We start from the raw sequence: 18903 nt of genomic DNA, 5'->3' as shown, positions 1-18903 counted from the left end.
GCCGAAAGAGAGAACAAAAGTGAACCCTATACCGGTCATTCGTCCTCATCATCTTGCATGACACCCGTCAGCAGTCGCATGCCTTCGATCCAGGTGGCACCCTCCTGACGGATCACCCGTTTCGGCCGAACGCCGCATCGCGCCTGAATGGCCGACGCCAATTGCTGCGAATGGGTAACGACCCAGATCTGGCTATATTGTGATGCCTGCGCAATCATGTCGGCCAGCGGCACCAGCATGTCCGGGTGCAGGCTGGCTTCCGGCTCGTTAAGCGCGATCAACGGTGGCTGGCGATAGGACATCAGGGCGGCTGCGAGACCGAGAAAGCGGATCTGGCCATCGGACAGTTCACGCGGGTGGAACGTGCGCAGGGGGAAATCCGGAAAGACCAGCCCGAATTCGGCATATTCGCCGGGTGGCGGCACCGAAAGTTCCGCTCCGCCCAGCGCATCCGCAATCGCCCGGTCGAGTTCCACCGTATCACCGCGCGTATGGACGAGCGTGGCAAACACCGCCGCCATGTTGCGACCATCCTCCGCCAGCAGGGGCGAGGTGACGGCAAGACAGGGTTGCCGCAATGGCGAATCGCGATCGGTTCGAAAACCATGGAAAAAACGCCAGTTGTCTATCCCGCGGCGGAACGTGCCGATCTCGGGATAGTGGCCGGCATTGCCGAGCAGCGAGATCGCCGTCTCCGATGTCAGCGCCTGTTCCGGATATTCCTGCATGCGCCCGCGCTCGCCGCGCACCATGATGCCGGGGCCGTCGCGCTTCATCATCGTCACCGGCCGCGAACCGGTATCGACCCAGAATTCTTCCGCCTTGATTTGTGGTTCGAAGGCAAAGCCGGCGGCGGCCTTTGGCGGACGCAGGCCCGCCTCGACGCGGTAACGGAAGCTGATGGCGCGCTCCTCGTCCAGCACCTCGATTTCCAGCCGGATGCGGAAATTCTTGTCTGTCGGCGAGCGCCGGCCGGACCACAGCACGGAGGCCATGCCGCCCTCGGCAGCAATCTCATGCGCCAGCGTACCACGCACCGCCGCCTGCACCAGTTGCAGCGCGCGATAGAGATTGGACTTGCCGACGCCGTTTTCCCCGACGAACACGTTGACGCCGGCAACATCCATATGGATGGAGCGCAGGGACCGATAGTTTTTGGCAAACATGGATCGCAGCAGCATGACCCGATCCTACATCTCCTGGAGAAGAAAACGAAAGAGAGACCTCAGGCCGCAGCCGAACTGTCATCCACCCCAAAGGCAAAACGCGCATCCGCATCGGCGGCGAGATTGTGCACAGTGTGCCGCTCCAGCGCCTGCGTAACCTCGTTGATATCGCCATCCAGCGCTTCCGGCGGAATGAGGTGGCCAACCGTCATGTCGAAACGGTTGCCCTTCTTGTTGAGGAGTTCGTAGAAAACAGTCATGTCGCGCAACTCGGTCGACCATTTGGCGAACCAGTAGAACAGGCCGGAATTGCGCGCGGTCATGTGGATCGGCAGGATCGGCAGATTGTATTTGCGGGCAAGACCGACCGCCGAGGTTTTCCACGGACGCTCATTGAGCTTGCCGTTTTCCCAATAGGCAATGCGACCTGACGGGAACAGCACGAGAACCTTGCCCGCCTCGACCGATTCGTTGGTCAGCACCAGCGTTTCGCGGGTCTTCAGCTTGCTCTTGTGCTCTTCGCGCCATTCCACCGGGATGATGGTTTCGGCAAAACGCGGATTGACGCGCACCGCATCACGGTTGGCAAACACCATGAGATCCGGCCGCTTCGGCTTCAGAAGATCAAAGACGGCAACACCATCGGCAATGCCGGTCGGGTGATTGCTGACGAGGATAAAACCACCGGAGGCCGGAATGCGATCCGTGTGTTTTGCCTGCACATCGAGATGCAGCAGGTCACTCATATATTCGAAGGATTCGAAACCGCTGAGAGTGGCCACATCATTGGCAAAACCGATGGCGCGGTCGTAACGCAGCAGCGAATAGAGAAAAGGCCGCATCAGCGGCCACAGCGGATGTTTGACGATGCGCTGGCCGCGTTCGGCAATCAAGGTATCGACGATATGTCCGGGGCGACCTTGGGAGACGAGCGCTATCGTTTGAGCAAAGTGACCGAATGCGGTCGAATTATCACGGCGCGCCATACAAACTCCATTACCACTTGCCGTATATCGCAGTCCCTCGCGATGTCAAAACGACATTCTACCGGCTTTAGGGAATTCGTAACGGAACCATCGGCAATGTGGGATTTTGGCACACGAATTCAACAGGCCTGTGATGAACGAAATCCTGATCATTGCGGCTCCCGAACTTCTGGAGAAGCGTCGCGAGTGGCTCGCTAGCCTGTCCGACGAGCGCCGGCTTTCCGAAAATACGCTTCAAGCCTATGAGCGCGACACCCGTCAATTCCTGAAATTCCTCACCGGCCACCTCGCCGAACCGGCGCGTCTGAGCGATATCCACACGCTGCGTCCTGCCGATCTGCGCGCCTTTCTGGCGGCGCGACGTCGCGAAGGTGCCGGCAATCGCTCGCTCGGCCGTCATCTCGCCGGCCTGCGCTCATTTCTGCGTTATCTGGAGCGCAAGGGGCTGGTGAACGCCGCCGGCGCCTCCGCCATCCGCACACCAAAACAGCCGAAATCGCTGCCGAAACCGCTGTCGGACACACAGGCCATCACCGTGGTCGGGTCAGACGCGCAATTGCACGAGACACCATGGATCGCCGCCCGCGATGCCGCCGTGCTGACCCTGCTTTACGCCTGCGGCCTGCGCATTTCCGAAGCGCTCGACCTGACACCCGCCGACCTGACACCCGGCGCGACATCGCTGCGCATCACCGGCAAGGGCAACAAAACCCGTGTCGTGCCGCTTCTGTCGGCAGCGCTTGAAGCGGTCGAAACCTACAAAAAACTCTGTCCCTACCATTTGGCCGACAACGAACCGCTGTTTCGCGGGGCTCGTGGTGGAAAACTGCAGCAGGCGATCATCCAGAGCGAGATGCGAAAACTGCGCGGCGCGCTCGGCCTGCCGGAAACGGCCACACCGCATGCGCTGCGCCATTCCTTCGCCACCCATCTTCTGGCCGGCGGCGGCGACCTGCGTACCATTCAGGAACTGCTCGGCCATGCCAGCCTGTCCACCACGCAGGTCTATACCGGCGTCGATGCCGCCCGCCTGCTGGAAGTTTATGACCGGGCACATCCGCGCGCCTGAGGGCCCGCATCCGAGCGGACTGCAAGCATTGTTTAACCACGCCCGTTAAGGGCTTTTCGACGTGCAGGCGGTAAATCGACAGCATGACAAAATTTGCGCTCCATTCGTCCAGACATCCCCGCTCGCATCAGCCTGGAGATACCGCCCTCTGGCTGATGGCGGCACTGCATGTCATCGTCTTCCTGTCCTTCATGGTCGTTCTGGCGTCGCTTTCGCCAGCGCATGCACAGGATGCGGCAGCCCCCGTCTGCACCGGCAAAAACGTTCTGGACGAGTTGAAGGCACAAGATCCGGCGCGCTACGCCAAGGTTCTGGCCGAGGCGGAAAAGACACCGAACGGCAAGGGCATTTTCTGGAAGATCGAAAAGGACGGCGTGGCGCCGTCCTACCTGCTCGGCACCATGCATGTCACCGATCCGCGTGTGCTCGCCATGCCGGAAGGTGCCGCTGATGCTGCGAAGGATGCCAAGGCAGTTGCGATCGAATCGGACGAGATTCTCGACGAGAAAAAGGCCATGGCGGGGCTGATGACCAAGCCCGACCTTTTGATGTTCATGGACGGCCAGACCATCAAGACGCTTTTGCCGGAAGATAAGGTGGAAAAGCTGGAAGCGGCTCTCAAGGAACGGAATATCCCGCTGGCCGCCGTGCAGAGCTTCAAGCCCTGGATGATTTCCGGCATGATCGCGCTTCCGGCCTGCGAACTGGCACGCAAGGCCAATGCCGCCCCCTTCCTCGACAAGAAGATCGCGCTCGATGCCATTGCTGCCGGCAAGCCGGTAAAGGGCCTTGAGACGATGCAGGAGCAGATCTCCGCCATGGCAGCCCTTCCGCTCGACCTGCACCTGAAAGCACTGGCGGAAACGCTGGAGCTTGGCTCACGCATGGACGACGTGACAGAAACGATGACGGAGCTTTACGTTTCCGGCGATATCGGCCTGACCGTGCCGATGCTGCGTGCGATGACGCCGGAAGAGGACGCCAAGGAAGCCGACGATGGTTATGCCGCCTTCGAAGAAATGATCATCACCAAGCGCAATCACATCATGGCGGAACGCGCAGCTCCGCTTCTGGCCGAAGGCGGGCTCTTCCTCGCCGTTGGTGCGCTGCATCTGCCGGGCGAAGAAGGCGTGATCGAGCTTCTGCGCAAACAGGGTTTCAAGGTCACGCGGGTCAACTGACCAATGGCAGATGCATCGGCTATCCTTCTGGCCAATGCATCCTTTCCATGTCGCGGCCAGCATATATAAGTCGCAGGATAGTCAGATCATTTCCCAACACACGATATGCGACGACCACCCGTTTTTGAAAGGCTATGGTTCGCACACCCGTCGCGAGGTCGTCGCGGACGCGACCTCGCAGCGGCATATCACCAAGGGCGAAGCAAAACCGTCGAAGCTTGCGTACAAACGCGATTGACCGCCCCGGACTATCCTTGGCAATAAAATTGTAGATCGCCTCAAGATCCCTATCCGCCAAAGGGTGGAAAAGGATCCTGACCGTCATCGGCCGGATTTCTTCAGGCGATCAGTATGGAGACGTTCGATCCGCTCGAACACGTCATTGGCCGGTATCCCGGCGGATTCATCATCAATGGCTTCCCGGATTCTGGCATCCATCATCCGATTTCTCGCGCTTTCTTCACGACCAAGAGCCTGGATCGCAGCCGCAACCGCCTCATTGATCGAAGCATAGGCACCTGCATCCACGCGTTCATTGAGCGCTTCAACCATATGGGACGGCAAAGTGATGCTGATCTTGTCGTTCATGACGGTCACCTGAAAGAACGAAAAAAGGGTAGGCCAAAAGCCTACCCTTTTCAATCTCGCCACGCCGACCTTCTAAAGGAGATCAGCGGGCATGTCTCACCGATCACATATGGATCGGCTTGGCAAACGTCGCGAGCGCTGCTTCCTTGACGGCTTCCGACATGGTCGGATGCGCATGGCAGGTGCGGCCGAGGTCTTCCGACGAACCGCCGAATTCCATCAGCACGGTGATCTCGTGGATCATTTCGCCGGCGCCGAAACCGACGATATGGCCACCGAGAACGCGATCGGTTTCCTTGTCGGCCAGGATTTTCACGAAACCGTCCGTGACCTGCATGGCGCGGGCGCGGCCGTTTGCCGTGAACGGGAACTTGCCGACCTTGTAGTTGACGCCGGCAGCCTTCAGTTCTTCCTCGGTCTTGCCGACGGAGGCGACTTCCGGCTGGGTGTAGACGACGCCCGGAATGACATCATAGTTCACATGGCCGTGCTGGCCGGCGAGGATTTCGGCAAGAGCGACGCCTTCATCTTCCGCCTTATGCGCCAGCATCGGGCCCTTCACGACGTCGCCAATGGCATAGATGCCGGCAACATTGGTCTTGAAGCCGTGATCGATTTCGACGCGTCCACGGTTGTCGAGGGCAACGCCCGCACCTTCCAGACCGAGACCTTCGGTGTAAGGCTTGCGGCCGGTGGAAATCAGCACGACGTCCGCTTCAACGGTAACGGCTTCGCCACCCTTGACCGGCTCATAGGTGACCTTGGCGCCGGCTTCGGTCTTTTCGACAGCCGTCACTTTGGCTTCGGTGCGGATATCCATGCCCTGCTTGGCGATCATGCGCTGGAACTGTTTCGACACGTCGGCATCCATGGCGCCGAGCAGCTTGTCGAGATATTCGATGACGGTGACCTTGGCGCCGAGGCGCATCCAGACCGAACCGAGTTCGAGGCCGATGACACCGCCGCCGACAACGATGAGGTTCTGCGGCACCTTGGTCAGATCAAGCGCGCCGGTCGAGGAAACGATGACCTTTTCGTCGATATCGACATTGACGCCCGGAATGCCGGCAACGTCGGAACCGGTGGCGATGACGATGTTCTTCGTATCGAGCTCCTGCACCTGGCCGTCTTCAGCAGTAACGGAAACCTTGCCCGCGGCAACGATCTTGCCGGTGCCGATAAAGCCGTCGATCTTGTTCTTCTTGAACAGGAAGGACACGCCTTCGACGTTCGACTTGATGGTGGCATCCTTGTGCGCCATCATTTTTTCGAGGTTCAGCACCGGTGCCGACACCTCGATGCCGAGCGAATCCATGCCGTGTGCAGCATGGTGGAACATTTCCGAAGCGTGCAGCAATGCCTTGGACGGGATGCAGCCGACATTGAGGCAGGTGCCGCCGTAGGTGGCGCGCTTTTCGATGACGGCGACCTTGAGACCGAGCTGGGCTGCCTTGATGGCGCAAACATAGCCGCCGGGGCCGGAACCGATAACGATCACATCATAGGACATTGTTGCTTTTCCTCTTGGGTTGTCTGTTTAGTCCGCCGCACGGGTCAGTGCGAGGCGGAAGCCGAAGCCGACCAGAGCGGCGCCGGTAATGCGGTTGAACCATTTGCCACTGGCGATGAAACGATCGCGAACAGCCTTGACGGTGAAGAAGGTGGAGACGCCGGCGAACCACACGGCCAGCGCCGTCGCCATGCCGATGCCATAGCTGAACTGGATGAGCGCGGGCGTGTCGTGATGCACCAGCGTCGAAAACAGCGACAGGAAGAACAGCACCGGCTTGGGGTTAAGCGCATTGGTGATGAAACCCATGCCGAGGCATTTCAGCGCCGAGATCGGCTTGCGATCAGCGTCCGTGACATTGATCGCATCGACGTTGAAGCCGGACGAGCGAAACGACATGATGCCGAGATAAATGAGGTAGGCCACGCCGGCCCATTTGATCATCGAAAACAGCAAAAGCGATTGCGAAACGATCAACCCGAGACCGAGGATCGTGTAGCTGATGTGAAACAGCAGCGAAAAGCCCATGCCAAGACCGGTCATCATCGCCGCGCGCCGGCCATGCACGATGCTTTGACGCAGGATAACGGCAAAGTCAGCGCCCGGAACGATGATGAAGATCGAGAAGACGGCCATCAGGCCGAGAAATTCGAGAATGTACTGCATGGTCAACCCGCCCCTGGCATCATCTGCCGCCGCTCACGTTGAGTATCGAGCCCGTGATATAGGAAGCCTCGGACGACAACAGGTAGAGCACGGCATCGGCAATTTCGTCAGCCGTGCCCGCCCGCTGCATCGGAATGCTTGGCGCCAGATCGCGCGCCCGGTCCGGCAGCCCGCCGGAAGCGTGAATTTCGGTGTCGATGACACCTGGCCGCACCGCATTCACCCGCACACCCTCGGTCGCCACTTCGCGGGCAAGACCGATGGTAAAAGTATCTATCGCGGCCTTGGAGGCAGCGTAGTCGACATATTGCGAGGGAGAACCGATGATCGCCGCCATCGAGGAGATGTTGACGATGGCACCCCCCTTGCCGCCATGGCGGGTCGACATGCGCCGGACAGCCTCGGCAGCGCAGAGGATGGAACCGGTGATGTTGATCCGCATCATCCGCTCGATGCGTGTCACCGACATCTCGTCAACTCGTGCCGGCGCATCAACGATCCCGGCATTGTTGGCAAGCCCATCCAGCCGCCCGAAACGTGCGTCGACAGCCTGAAAGATCGCCACGATATCAGCCGCATTGCCGACATCACCCTTGATCGCAAAAGCCTCGCCACCGCCCGCCGCAATCTGCGAAACAACCGCATCGGCAGCAGTCTGGTTGGCGGCATAATTCACGGCCACGCGCCAGCCTTTGCGGGCAGCAGCCAGACAAATCGCAGCGCCAATGCCGCGGCTGCCACCAGTGACGAGCAGAACGGGTTTATCAATCATGGAAGCGCACCCCGATTATGTCTCGCTGCGGCGTCATCACAGGAACAACCCGATCATCATGATCAACAGCCCGAGCAGGCTGACCACCCAGACCAGCGAACGCACATAGGCAACGCCGCCGAGATAAAGCGGAATATAGACGATACGGGCAATCAGCCAGACCCAGCCGCCGAGCAATCCAAGGCCGGACGTATCGCCGGTCAGGATCATCGCAAGCAGCAGACCGATAAAGGCCGGATAGGTTTCCTGGAAATTTTTCGACGCGCGGGCCGAACGCCCGGCAAGCGCGCTCTTCGGCTCATTGTCGCCGTCACGCGGCCCGGCATTCCATTGCAGGCCGCGTTCCTTGGTCGCAAAATTCCCCTGCAGAAGGATGTGGACCACGAGCAGGACGACGCTTAAGGCGAGCAGCACCAGAAGTGTGGTGGCATTGGCTGAAGCGGCGTCCATCGTGGTCTCCTCCGGTCAGGACGGAATGATCAGAGGTCCAGAACCAGACGTTCCGGATCTTCCAGGCTTTCCTTGACGCGCACGAGGAAGGTGACCGCTTCCTTGCCGTCAACGATACGGTGATCGTAGGAGAGCGCCAGATACATCATCGGCCGGATGACGACCTGACCGCCGATCGCGACCGGACGCTCCTGGATCTTGTGCATGCCGAGAATACCCGACTGCGGAGCATTCAGGATCGGCGAGGACATCAGCGAACCGTAAACGCCACCATTGGTGATGGTGAACGTGCCACCCTGCATGTCGGCCATGGAAAGCGAACCGTCGCGGGCAGCCTTGGCAAGACGGCCGAGTTCCTTTTCGACGCCGGCGATCGAACGCTGGTCGGCATCACGGATAACCGGAACGACGAGGCCCTTGTCGGTGCCGACGGCCATGCCGACGTGGCAGTAGTTCTTGTAGATGATGTCGGTGCCGTCGATTTCGGCGTTGACGGCCGGCAGTTCCTTCAGGGCGTGCGTGACGGCCTTGGTGAAGAAGCCCATGAAGCCCAGCTTTACGCCGTGCTTCTTTTCGAACACGTCCTTGTAGCGGTTGCGCAGGTCCATCACGGCCGACATGTCCACCTCGTTATAGGTGGTCAGCATGGCTGCCGTGTTCTGGGCGTCCTTGAGGCGCTTGGCGATGGTCTGGCGCAGGCGCGTCATCTTTACGCGTTCTTCGCGCGAAGCATCGTCGGCCGAGGAAACCGGACGCGGCGCAGCCGGAGCCGCGGCAGGTGCTGCCGGAGCCGAGGTGCCCTTGGCGATGGCAGCCAGAACGTCCCCCTTGAGGACCTGACCACGCTTGCCCGAACCGTCGATATCCGAGGTCGAGATGTTGTTGTCGGCGGCAACCTTGGCGGCAGCCGGAGCAGCCGGCATGGCGGAGCCAGCAGCCGGAGCGGCAGCAGCGGCCGGTGCCGGAGTTGCTGCGGGAGCGGCGGCAGGCGATGCAGCCGGAGCAGCAGCGGAAGCGGAGCCTGCAGCACCTTCGGCGATCTGGCCGAGCAGGGCATCGAGGCCAACGGTTTCGCCGTTCTGGGCGACGATCTCGGTCAGAACGCCGGATGCCGGGGCCGGCACTTCGACGGTGACCTTGTCGGTTTCGAGTTCGACCAGCGGCTCATCGGCCTTGACGGTGTCGCCGACCTTCTTGAACCAGGTGCCGACGGTCGCCTCGCTGACGGATTCGCCGAGGGTGGGAACGCGGATTTCGGTGGCCATGACTTGTTTCCGTTTTTGTCAGGTGTTCGTTGAATTTGCGAAAGGCGGGAGGCTGATGAGATCAGCCGCCCAATGCGTCTTCGAGGAAGGCTTCGAGCTGCTGCAGATGCTTCGACATCAGGCCCGTTGCCGGAGAGGCGGCGGCCGGACGGCCGGTATAGCGCACGCGCTGATACTTGGCGTCGATATGCGCCAGCACCCATTCCAGATACGGATCGATGAACGACCATGCACCCATGTTCTTCGGCTCTTCCTGGCACCAAACCATTTCGGCATGGCGGAAGCGGGAAAGCTCGTTGATCAGAGCCTTGGCCGGGAACGGATAGAGCTGTTCGACGCGCAGCAGGTAGACATCGTCGATGCCGCGCTTCTCGCGTTCTTCCAGCAGGTCATAATAGACCTTGCCGGTGCACATCACGACGCGGCGGATCTTGGCATCCTTCTGGAGCTTGATCGGGCCGTCCTTGATCACCTCGGCATCATCCCACAGCAGGCGGTGGAACGAGCTTTCGCCGGCCATTTCGGCAAGCGTCGAAGTGGCGCGCTTGTGACGCAGCAGGGATTTCGGCGTCATCAGGATCAGCGGCTTGCGGAAGTCGCGCTTCACCTGGCGGCGCAGGATGTGAAAATAGTTCGAAGGCGTCGTGCAGTTTGCGACCTGCATATTGTCTTCAGCGCAAAGCTGCAGGAAGCGTTCCAGACGTGCCGACGAATGCTCCGGACCCTGACCTTCATAACCATGCGGCAGAAGGCAGACGAGACCGGACATGCGCAGCCACTTGCGTTCGCCCGACGAGATGAACTGGTCGAACACGACCTGCGCACCATTGGCGAAGTCGCCGAACTGGGCTTCCCAGAGCGTCAGCGCACTCGGGCGGGCCAGCGAATAGCCGTATTCGAAACCGAGAACGGCCTCTTCCGAAAGCATCGAGTTGATGACTTCGTATTTGCCCTGGCCGGCCTGCAGGTTGGAGAGCGGGATGTAACGCTCTTCACTGTCCTGATCGTAGAGAACCGAGTGACGTTGGCTGAAGGTGCCGCGTTCGCAATCCTGACCCGACAGGCGGATCTTTGTGCCTTCGACGCAGAGCGAACCGAAAGCCAGCGCTTCCGCCATGGCCCAGTCGATACCCTCGCCCGTCTCGACCATCTGCGCACGGTTTTCCATGAAACGCTTGATGGTGCGATGAGCGTTGAAGCCCTCTGGAATGGTCGCCAGCTTGCGGCCGATTTCCTTGAGGCTCTTCATCGGCATGGCGGTCTTGCCACGACGCTGTTCGTCGGCATTGTCGGCGGAGCGCATGCCCGACCACTGGCCGTCCAGCCAGTCGGCCTTGTTCGGGTTGTAGGACTGACCGGCTTCGAACTCGGTTTCCAGATGCGCACGCCAGTCGGCCTTCAGCTTCTGGAAGTCGCCTTCGGTGATCACGCCTTCGGAGATCAGGCGCGCGGCATAGATCTCGGAAACCGACTGATGCGCGCGGATGACCTTGTACATTTTCGGCTGCGTGAAGGACGGCTCGTCGCCTTCGTTATGGCCGAAGCGGCGGTAGCAGAACATGTCCACAACAACAGGCTTGTGGAACTTCATGCGGTATTCGGTGGCGATCTTGGCCGCGTAGGTCACCGCTTCCGGATCGTCGCCGTTGACGTGGAAGATCGGCGCCTCGATCATCTTCGCGACATCCGACGGATAAGGCGACGAACGGGAGAAGCCCGGATTGGTGGTGAAACCGATCTGGTTGTTGATGATGACGTGCATCGTGCCGGCAACGCGGTGACCGCGCAAGCCAGACAGGCCGAGAATTTCGGCAACCACGCCCTGACCGGCAAAGGCGGCATCGCCGTGCAGCAGGAGCGGCAGAACCTTGGCGCGCTCGGAGAGCGGAATGATGTTGTCCTTGTCCCAGACCTTGGTCAGCATGTCCTGCTTGGCGCGGGCCTTGCCCATGACGACAGGGTTGACGATTTCAAGGTGCGACGGGTTGGCTGTCAGCGACAGGTGAACCTTGTTGCCGTCAAATTCGCGGTCGGAAGAGGCACCGAGATGGTACTTCACGTCGCCCGAACCTTCGACTTCGTCGGGCTTGAACGAACCGCCCTTGAATTCGTGGAACACGGCGCGGTGCGGCTTGTGCATGACGTTGGTCAGAACGTTCAGACGGCCACGGTGAGCCATGCCGACGATGACTTCCTGCAGGCCTTCCTGGCCGCCGCGCTTGATGATCTGTTCCAGCGCAGGGATCAGCGCTTCACCGCCGTCGAGACCAAAACGCTTGGTGCCCTTGTACTTGACGTCGATGAACTGCTCGAAACCTTCGGCCTCGACCAGCTTGGAGAGGATCGCCTTCTTGCCTTCCGGCGTGAACTCGACGCCCTTGTCCGGACCTTCGATACGTTCCTGGATCCATGCCTTTTCGTCCGGGTTGGACATGTGCATGAATTCGACGCCGATGGTCGAGCAATAGGTGCGCTCGAGGATATCGATCATTTCGCGAACGGTGGCGTATTCCAGACCGAGCACGTTATCGATGAAGATCTTGCGGTCGTAATCGGCCTCGGTGAAGCCGTAGGACGCCGGCGACAGTTCGTTATAATCCTCGACCGGGCTGGCGATGCCGAGCGGATCAAGCTTGGCATGCAGGTGGCCCCGCATGCGGTAGGCGCGGATCATCATGATGGCGCGCACGCTGTCGCGGGTCGCCTGATGAACGTCTGCCGGGTTGGCCGGCTGGCCGGTCACGGCAGCAGCGGCCTCGGCCTTGGCCTTTACCTTGGTTTCGATGGCCTTTTCGATCACGACCGGCCAGTTGCCGTCGAGAGCATGCACCAGATCGCCGCCGGCAGCCTGCGGCCAGTTGGCGCGCTTCCAGGAGGCGCCCTTGGCGGCCTTCTTGACGTCATCGGGACTATCGGCCAGCGCCTTGAAGAAGGCCTGCCACTCCTCGTTCACGGAGTTCGGATCTTCCTCGTAACGCGCATGAAGCTGCTCGATATAGGGAGCGTTCGCGCCGTCGAGGAAGGAAGTGATGAGAAACTGCTCGTTGGCTTCTTGCCGTGCCATGATGTCCCGCGGGCGCCGCGCCCGCCTCCTCACGTAATTGAGGGCCGGGAAAACAAAGCGCCGGCCGCCGCTTGGGTCTTGTCTCTATTCGCCGTTCGAAACGGCAGCGCCCTGAAGCGCCGGATCGGGAGGCGGAAAGGGCCGCCTGCCCGATTTTTCAGACCAGCTCCGGCTTTCCTCGCCGGAGATGGTCCCTATGTGGTCTCAGCCCTTGAGGACTTCAACCAGCGTCTTGCCGAGGCGTGCCGGAGAAGGCGAAACCTTGATACCGGCCGCTTCCATGGCAGCGATCTTGGATTCCGCATCGCCCTTGCCGCCGGAAACAACTGCACCGGCGTGACCCATGGTACGGCCCTTCGGAGCGGTACGGCCGGCGATGAAGCCTGCCATCGGCTTCTTGCGGCCCTTCTTGGCTTCATCGATCAGGAACTGGGCTGCTTCTTCTTCAGCCGAACCACCGATTTCGCCGATCATGATGATCGACTGGGTGGCTTCGTCCGCGAGGAACATTTCCAGCATGTCGATGAATTCGGTGCCCTTGACCGGGTCGCCGCCGATGCCGACAGCCGTCGTCTGGCCGAGGCCTTCGTTCGACGTCTGGAAAACGGCTTCGTAGGTCAGCGTGCCGGAACGCGAAACGATACCGACCGAACCCTTGCGGAAGATCGAGCCCGGCATGATGCCGATCTTGCATTCTTCCGGCGTCAGAACGCCCGGGCAGTTCGGGCCGAGCAGGCGCGACTTCGACTTGTCGAGCTTGGCCTTGACGCGCACCATGTCCATGACCGGGATACCCTCGGTGATGCAGGTGATGAACGGCACTTCGGCTTCGATCGCTTCGATGATCGCGTCCGCGGCACCTGCTGGCGGAACGTAGATCACGGTCGCATCGGCGCCGGTGCGTTCCTTGGCTTCGGCAACCGAAGCGAAGATCGGCAGTGCCGTACCGTCGACGCCCGACGACCAGGTTTCGCCACCCTTCTTCGGGTGAATACCGCCGACCATCTTGGTGCCGTAATAGGCAAGCGCCTGTTCGGTGTGGAACGTGCCGGTCTTGCCGGTCAGGCCCTGAACAAGGATCTTGGTGTCTTTATTGACGAGAATAGACATGTATCAGGTTCCTCAGATTAGGCTTTGATCGCCGCGACGATCTTCTTCGCCGCGTCATCGAGATCGTCGGCGGCGGTGATCGCAAGACCGGACTCGTTGAGGATCTTCTTGCCGAGCTCGACATTGGTGCCTTCGAGGCGAACGACGAGCGGAACCTTCAGGCCAACTTCCTGCACGGCAGCGACAACGCCTTCGGCGATGACGTCGCAGCGCATGATACCGCCAAAGATGTTGACGAGGATGCCCTCGACCTTCGGGTCGGCAGTGATGATCTTGAAGGCAGCAGCCACCTTCTCCTTGCCGGCGCCACCGCCGACGTCGCAGAAGTTAGCCGGCTCTTTGCCATAAAGCTTGATGATGTCCATCGTCGCCATGGCGAGACCGGCACCGTTGACCATGCAGCCGATATTGCCGTCGAGAGCAACATAGGCGAGGTCCCATTTGGAGGCTTCGATTTCCTTGCTGTCTTCTTCTGTCTCGTCGCGCAGCGCCTTGACGTCGTCGTGGCGGAACAGCGCGTTGCCGTCGAAGGACATCTTGGCGTCGAGAACGCGCAGATGACCGTCCTTCATGACGATCAGCGGGTTGACTTCGAGGAGAGCCATGTCCTTTTCGCCGAACGCCTTGTAGAGCGCCGGGAAGAGCGCCTTGGCATCTTCCGCAGCCGCACCCGAAAGCTCGAGAGCCTTGGAGATCTTGGCAACGTCGTCAGCCGTCACGCCCGTGACCGGGTCGATGGCGATCGTGTGGATCTTTTCCGGCGTGTCGTGGGCAACGGCTTCGATGTCCATGCCGCCTTCGGTCGAAACGACGAAGGCAACCTGACCGACCGAACGATCAACCAGCAGCGAGCAATAGAGTTCGCGCTCGATGTCGGCACCGTCTTCGATGTAGAGACGGTTGACCTGCTTGCCGGCATCGCCCGTCTGGGCGGTGACCAGCGTGTTACCGAGCATGTCCTTGGCGTGCGCCACGACTTCCTCGATCGACTTCGCCAGGCGAACGCCGCCCTTGGCATCCGGGCCGAGTTCCTTGAACTTGCCCTTGCCGCGACCGCCAGCATGGATCTGGCTCTTGACGACGTAGAGCGGGCCCGGAAGCGACTTGGCAGCGGCTTCGGCTTCCTCGACCTTGAGGATGGCCACACCTTCGGCGACCGGTGCGCCAAAGCCCTTCAGAAGAGCCTTGGCCTGGTATTCATGAATGTTCATGGGGCTATGTCCCTGTTTGAATTATTTCGGGCCGATTACTTGAGAGCCGGCGCGATGGCGATGCAGGCTTCGCAAAGACCGGCGACAGCGCCGACCGACTTCTGGAAGGCGGCTTCTTCGTCCTTGTTGAATTCGACTTCGATGATGCGCTCGACGCCACCGGCACCGATGATCGTCGGAACGCCGACATACATGTCGTTGACGCCGTACTGACCCGAGAGGTGGGCAGCGGCCGGCAGAACGCGCTTCTTGTCCTTGAGGTAGGACTCAGCCATTTCGATCGCCGAGGCGGCCGGAGCGTAATAGGCCGAACCGGTCTTCAGCAGGCCAACGATTTCGGCGCCGCCATCACGGGTGCGCTGGATGATTTCTTCGAGACGCTCGGCAGTAACCCAGCCCATCTTGACCAGATCGGTGAGCGGCACGCCGCCAACGGTCGAATAACGGGCAAGCGGCACCATCGTGTCACCATGACCGCCGAGAACGAAGGCCGTGACGTCCTGGACGGAAACGTTGAATTCTTCGGAGAGGAAGAGGCGGAAGCGAGCCGAGTCGAGCACGCCGGCCATGCCGACAACCTTGTTCTTCGGCAGGCCGGAGAACTTCTGGAGAGCCCAGACCATGGCGTCGAGCGGGTTGGTGATGCAGATCACGAAGGCGTTCGGGGCATATTTCTTGATGCCGGCGCCGACCTGCTCCATGACCTTGAGGTTGATGCCGAGCAGATCGTCGCGGCTCATGCCCGGCTTGCGGGCAACACCGGCGGTGACGATGCAGACATCTGCGCCTTCGATGGCAGCGTAGTCGCTGGCGCCGGTGAGCTTGGCGTTGAAGCCTTCGACCGGACCGGACTGGGCGATATCGAGGCCCTTACCCTGCGGGATGCCGTCGGCAATATCGAACAGGACGATGTCGCCCAGCTCTTTCAGGCTGGCGAGATGCGCCAGCGTGCCGCCGATCATACCGGAACCAATAAGTGCAATCTTCTTGCGTGCCATCGAGATGCTTCCTCTCCATTCAAATCCATGGCCGGCACGGACAGTTGTCGACCGATGTGGGGAGAGGACATAAACCGGCTGCGACAAATTGGCAACCGGTTATTATACCGATTCATTCGACGCTATATTTTTCAATCGTTTAGATATCAAAACTCTTACGTAAACGTAAGAGTTTATGTCATCAATGTGTTAGATATCAGCACGTTCGCTTTTGTGCAGCGCAAGATAATCGGCGCTGCGCATCTCGAAAAGACGGGATACGGTGCGGTCGAATTCGAACCCTTCCGTGCCGCGACGCTCCGTCAAAAGATCTTCCGCCGGCGCGGCCGCGGTTGCATAAAGACGCACGGATTTGTCGTAGAGCGCATCGACCAGAGTGATGAAGCGCTTGGTCTCATTGCGCTTTTCCGGACTGAGTTTTGGAATGTGCTCGATGAAGATTGCATCGTAACGATCGGCAATGGCCAGATAGTCGCTGGCGCCGAGCGGTTTTTCGCAGAGATCGGCAAAACGAAAGCGCGCGGCACGGCCGGCCGCAACAGGCACATGGATGCTGCGTCCCTTCATCGGGATCTCATCCGGCGCCGATTTCGCGCCATCGACGACCTGATGCCAAGCCACTTCCATGGCCGCATCGGCGCGCTCATCGGCCGGCGTCATGTAGACCGGCAGGCTGGCGAGCTTTTCCATGCGGTAATCGGTCGGGGAATCGAGCGTGGTGACGTCGACATTCTGCTGCAGGAGACCGATGAAGGGGAGGAACAAACTTCGGTTCAGCCCTTCGCGATACAGGTTTTCCGGCGCCACGTTGGACGTGGCGATCAGAACGCAACCCAGCGAAAACAGTTCGGTGAACAACCGCCCCAGGATCATCGCATCGGCGATGTCGGTTACCGTAAACTCATCGAAGCAAAGCAGTTCCGCTTCGGCGAACAGCGCGGCGGCAACCGGCGGCACGGGATCGGCCTGCTTGGTCTCACCGGCCTTCAGCTTCTGCCGGTGTTCATGGATGCGGCCATGCACATCCGCCATGAACTCGTGAAAATGCGAACGGCGCTTGCGCTCGATCGGAGCCTTCGCAAAAAACATGTCCATCAGCATGGTCTTGCCGCGGCCGACGCTGCCATAGACATAAAGGCCGCGAATATGCTGCGGCTTGGCGCCTCTTGCGAACAGCCAGCCAAGCGCACTTTTCTTTTTGGCGGGACGCGCGTCTCGCAGAGAGGAAAGGACGTGGTCGAGCCTGGCTGCGACTTCAAGCTGCGCGGCATCCGCCTGCAGCTTGCCTGCCGAGGTCAGCGACTTGAGTTCGTCGCCGACGCTCAGCTTATAATCCGGTATGCGTTCCAATCAGCCCTCCCCGCCGATACCTCGTCGGGTTTTAGCGGCTGAGGCTGACCGGTTGGCCGGAATTGGTGGTGCCGTCGTAACGGTTGTCGGCGCTCTTGTAGACGCGGCCGATGACATCGCCGTTGCGGTTCTTGAACTGCACCATCTTGCCGGACACTTCCCACGAGCCCATGGCCGTAAGTTCACCGGCGCAACCGCGCGTGCCGCCACGCGAGCCGCTGCCGAGATTGGTCAGCGTCAGGAACATGTCGCAGGATGCGCCACCGTTGGAAACGCGCCAGTTGCCGACCATGGATTCCTTGGTGACGTCCATGGCATTGGCCGGCGTGGCACCCGGATCGAGCGACGCCATGTTCTGGTTGCCCATCGGCGCATTCGGGAACTGCTGGCCACCGGCGCCCGGAGGCGGCAACTGACCGGACTGCACGGAGGGAACCGGCTGCGCCTGCAAAGGCGGCGGCGACTGCAGGTTGCTGTAGGGGTTGTTGGACGTTCTCTGGCAGCCCGCGAGAGCAACGGCAACCACAAGTCCTGTCACCACATATTTCAACTGCATCATTTCACTCCTGCGTTCAGTGCGCGCCGCACCATGCCACTGGCCCAGGGCCACTGAATTTAAGCCCGATTATCGTAAAGCGATTTGGTTAATCAAGTCGTACCACAACAATTTGACGATGCTTTGATCAGGCCAGATCGTCAGATACCTCGATCTATTTCCCGGATATAAAAGGCATCCGTCTTTTCTTTCATGGCCTCGTCATCGGCGGTTTCGATAAGGCCGAACGATTTAGAAAGCCCACCAAAGGTCGTCACCGCGTCCTGAAGTAGGGCGGCGATCGGCGCTGGTACAGGCCCTTCTCCCATTTCGCGCGTCATCTTTTTGAGGGCAACGAGATCAAGAATGCCCTGTCGCTGGTCATCCGGCAGGCGGCAACCGTCGAGGCATTCCATCATGTTCATCGGCGGCAGGAGATTAAAATCACGCTGACGCATCCAATGCAGGGCAATGGCCGGACGAACCGAATAAAGCAGCTTCTTGAGTTTGGACTGGGCAAAACCGTCGCTTGGCACATGCCGATGCAACAGGCCGACATAATGCAGCGCCACCTTGCGCGGCACCATGATCTCGTCGAGCAGAAGCTTCAACCGGTCGCGAAAACCCGGCTTTTCCTCATAGGCGATGGGTGACGTCACCCATTCAACCAGCGCTGCATTGCCCTTCAGCGCCAGCAGCAAGGCCTTGCGCAGATCCCAACCACCCGCATCGACATCGCCGACGATCGGAAACTCGATGACATCTCTTGGCGGAAACAGGCTGAGGTAATCGTTGCGCGAACGCACGTAGATGAAGCGGCAGTCATAATCGCTGTCAGGGGATGGGAAACCCCAGGCGCGGCTGCCGCTTTCAATGGCAAAACCGATGCGGACACCGGAAGCCTTTACGGATTCGAGCCGCTTGCGGATTTCAGCAACGGCAAGCGGATCGAATTCGCTGAGTGACATGTCTATCCTTCAAG

Annotated in this window: 18 protein-coding genes; 2 read left to right on the top strand and 16 right to left on the bottom strand. The window is 60.2% G+C overall.

Going from position 1 to position 18903, the window contains the following annotated elements; translation table 11 throughout:
• Positions 1-35: 35 nt before the first annotated feature.
• A complete protein-coding gene (locus J2T09_RS11085) occupies positions 36-1181 on the bottom strand; it encodes an AAA family ATPase (protein ID WP_306834261.1) in 1146 nt (381 codons plus the stop codon).
• Positions 1182-1225: 44 nt separating this feature from the next.
• A complete protein-coding gene (locus tag J2T09_RS11080) occupies positions 1226-2152 on the bottom strand; it encodes a GNAT family N-acetyltransferase (RefSeq protein WP_306834259.1) in 927 nt (308 codons plus the stop codon).
• A gap of 133 nt (positions 2153-2285) precedes the next feature.
• Between J2T09_RS11080 and J2T09_RS11075 the strand changes: the two genes are divergently transcribed.
• A complete protein-coding gene (locus J2T09_RS11075; RefSeq protein ID WP_306834257.1) occupies positions 2286-3221 on the top strand; it encodes a tyrosine recombinase XerC in 936 nt (311 codons plus the stop codon).
• Between the two features lie 83 nt (positions 3222-3304).
• Positions 3305-4402: a TraB/GumN family protein gene (locus J2T09_RS11070; protein WP_373458422.1), complete on the top strand. Its 1098-nt coding sequence runs from the start codon at positions 3305-3307 to the stop codon at positions 4400-4402.
• A gap of 19 nt (positions 4403-4421) precedes the next feature.
• Here the strand turns inward: J2T09_RS11070 and J2T09_RS11065 are convergent, their stop codons facing one another.
• The 14 genes from J2T09_RS11065 to J2T09_RS11000 form a co-directional block, all read right to left on the bottom strand.
• Positions 4422-4727 (bottom strand): type II toxin-antitoxin system RelE/ParE family toxin, encoded by a 306-nt coding sequence (locus tag J2T09_RS11065; RefSeq protein ID WP_306834255.1) that lies wholly within the window; start codon positions 4725-4727, stop codon positions 4422-4424.
• Entirely contained in the window at positions 4724-4990 is a 267-nt protein-coding gene (locus J2T09_RS11060; protein ID WP_306834254.1) for a ribbon-helix-helix domain-containing protein, read from the bottom strand. The genes J2T09_RS11065 and J2T09_RS11060 overlap by 4 nt, the downstream gene beginning before the upstream one ends.
• A 103-nt stretch (positions 4991-5093) precedes the next feature.
• Complete coding sequence (lpdA, locus tag J2T09_RS11055) at positions 5094-6500, bottom strand: dihydrolipoyl dehydrogenase (protein WP_306834251.1); 1407 nt, start codon at positions 6498-6500, stop codon at positions 5094-5096.
• A 27-nt stretch (positions 6501-6527) separates the two neighbouring features.
• Positions 6528-7166, bottom strand: a complete 639-nt coding sequence (locus J2T09_RS11050; protein ID WP_306834250.1) for a LysE family translocator — start codon at positions 7164-7166, stop codon at positions 6528-6530.
• Between the two features lie 19 nt (positions 7167-7185).
• Entirely contained in the window at positions 7186-7938 is a 753-nt protein-coding gene (locus J2T09_RS11045; protein WP_306834248.1) for an SDR family oxidoreductase, read from the bottom strand.
• Positions 7939-7974: 36 nt separating this feature from the next.
• Positions 7975-8388, bottom strand: coding sequence for an MAPEG family protein (locus tag J2T09_RS11040; protein WP_306834246.1), 414 nt, complete (start codon positions 8386-8388; stop codon positions 7975-7977).
• A 29-nt stretch (positions 8389-8417) separates the two neighbouring features.
• Entirely contained in the window at positions 8418-9653 is a 1236-nt protein-coding gene (gene odhB / locus J2T09_RS11035; protein ID WP_306834244.1) for a 2-oxoglutarate dehydrogenase complex dihydrolipoyllysine-residue succinyltransferase, read from the bottom strand.
• 61 nt (positions 9654-9714) lie between these two features.
• Entirely contained in the window at positions 9715-12717 is a 3003-nt protein-coding gene (locus J2T09_RS11030) for a 2-oxoglutarate dehydrogenase E1 component (protein ID WP_306834242.1), read from the bottom strand.
• A gap of 204 nt (positions 12718-12921) precedes the next feature.
• The gene (gene sucD, locus J2T09_RS11025) at positions 12922-13827 is read right to left on the bottom strand and encodes a succinate--CoA ligase subunit alpha (protein ID WP_112509123.1); all 906 of its coding nucleotides are present in this window, start codon (positions 13825-13827) and stop codon (positions 12922-12924) included.
• Between the two features lie 17 nt (positions 13828-13844).
• Positions 13845-15038, bottom strand: coding sequence for an ADP-forming succinate--CoA ligase subunit beta (gene sucC / locus J2T09_RS11020; protein ID WP_306834238.1), 1194 nt, complete (start codon positions 15036-15038; stop codon positions 13845-13847).
• Positions 15039-15073: 35 nt separating this feature from the next.
• Entirely contained in the window at positions 15074-16036 is a 963-nt protein-coding gene (gene mdh / locus J2T09_RS11015; RefSeq protein WP_112728974.1) for a malate dehydrogenase, read from the bottom strand.
• 189 nt (positions 16037-16225) lie between these two features.
• On the bottom strand, positions 16226-17386 hold the full coding sequence (gene zapE / locus J2T09_RS11010) for a cell division protein ZapE (RefSeq protein WP_306834234.1): 1161 nt from the start codon (positions 17384-17386) through the stop codon (positions 16226-16228).
• 31 nt (positions 17387-17417) lie between these two features.
• Positions 17418-17942 carry a protease inhibitor Inh/omp19 family protein gene (locus J2T09_RS11005; RefSeq protein ID WP_306834531.1) on the bottom strand — a complete coding sequence of 175 codons (525 nt, stop codon included), beginning with the start codon at positions 17940-17942 and terminating at the stop codon, positions 17418-17420.
• A 140-nt stretch (positions 17943-18082) separates the two neighbouring features.
• Entirely contained in the window at positions 18083-18889 is an 807-nt protein-coding gene (locus J2T09_RS11000; RefSeq protein ID WP_306834232.1) for a nucleotidyltransferase domain-containing protein, read from the bottom strand.
• Positions 18890-18903: the final 14 nt, after the last annotated feature.

This window comes from Neorhizobium huautlense (genome assembly GCF_030811685.1).
GTDB lineage: Bacteria > Pseudomonadota > Alphaproteobacteria > Rhizobiales > Rhizobiaceae > Neorhizobium > Neorhizobium huautlense_A.
The sequence above is the reverse complement of the archived record's forward strand: the minus strand, read 5'-3'. Positions and strand labels throughout refer to the sequence as shown.

Excerpts from the sequence above, each read along its gene's own strand:
- J2T09_RS11000 (WP_306834232.1), bottom strand. The coding sequence starts at position 18,889 with ATGTCACTCAGCGAATTCGATCCGCTTGCCGTTGCTGAAATCCGCAAG.
- sucD (WP_112509123.1), bottom strand. The coding sequence starts at position 13,827 with ATGTCTATTCTCGTCAATAAAGACACCAAGATCCTTGTTCAGGGCCTG.
- J2T09_RS11040 (WP_306834246.1), bottom strand. The coding sequence starts at position 8,388 with ATGGACGCCGCTTCAGCCAATGCCACCACACTTCTGGTGCTGCTCGCC.
- J2T09_RS11050 (WP_306834250.1), bottom strand. The coding sequence starts at position 7,166 with ATGCAGTACATTCTCGAATTTCTCGGCCTGATGGCCGTCTTCTCGATC.
- lpdA (WP_306834251.1), bottom strand. The coding sequence starts at position 6,500 with ATGTCCTATGATGTGATCGTTATCGGTTCCGGCCCCGGCGGCTATGTT.
- J2T09_RS11085 (WP_306834261.1), bottom strand. The coding sequence starts at position 1,181 with ATGCTGCTGCGATCCATGTTTGCCAAAAACTATCGGTCCCTGCGCTCC.
- sucC (WP_306834238.1), bottom strand. The coding sequence starts at position 15,038 with ATGAACATTCATGAATACCAGGCCAAGGCTCTTCTGAAGGGCTTTGGC.
- J2T09_RS11070 (WP_373458422.1), top strand. The coding sequence starts at position 3,305 with ATGACAAAATTTGCGCTCCATTCGTCCAGACATCCCCGCTCGCATCAG.
- odhB (WP_306834244.1), bottom strand. The coding sequence starts at position 9,653 with ATGGCCACCGAAATCCGCGTTCCCACCCTCGGCGAATCCGTCAGCGAG.
- J2T09_RS11080 (WP_306834259.1), bottom strand. The coding sequence starts at position 2,152 with ATGGCGCGCCGTGATAATTCGACCGCATTCGGTCACTTTGCTCAAACG.
- J2T09_RS11065 (WP_306834255.1), bottom strand. The coding sequence starts at position 4,727 with ATGACGGTCAGGATCCTTTTCCACCCTTTGGCGGATAGGGATCTTGAG.
- J2T09_RS11075 (WP_306834257.1), top strand. The coding sequence starts at position 2,286 with ATGAACGAAATCCTGATCATTGCGGCTCCCGAACTTCTGGAGAAGCGT.
- J2T09_RS11030 (WP_306834242.1), bottom strand. The coding sequence starts at position 12,717 with ATGGCACGGCAAGAAGCCAACGAGCAGTTTCTCATCACTTCCTTCCTC.
- mdh (WP_112728974.1), bottom strand. The coding sequence starts at position 16,036 with ATGGCACGCAAGAAGATTGCACTTATTGGTTCCGGTATGATCGGCGGC.
- J2T09_RS11005 (WP_306834531.1), bottom strand. The coding sequence starts at position 17,942 with ATGCAGTTGAAATATGTGGTGACAGGACTTGTGGTTGCCGTTGCTCTC.
- J2T09_RS11060 (WP_306834254.1), bottom strand. The coding sequence starts at position 4,990 with ATGAACGACAAGATCAGCATCACTTTGCCGTCCCATATGGTTGAAGCG.
- J2T09_RS11045 (WP_306834248.1), bottom strand. The coding sequence starts at position 7,938 with ATGATTGATAAACCCGTTCTGCTCGTCACTGGTGGCAGCCGCGGCATT.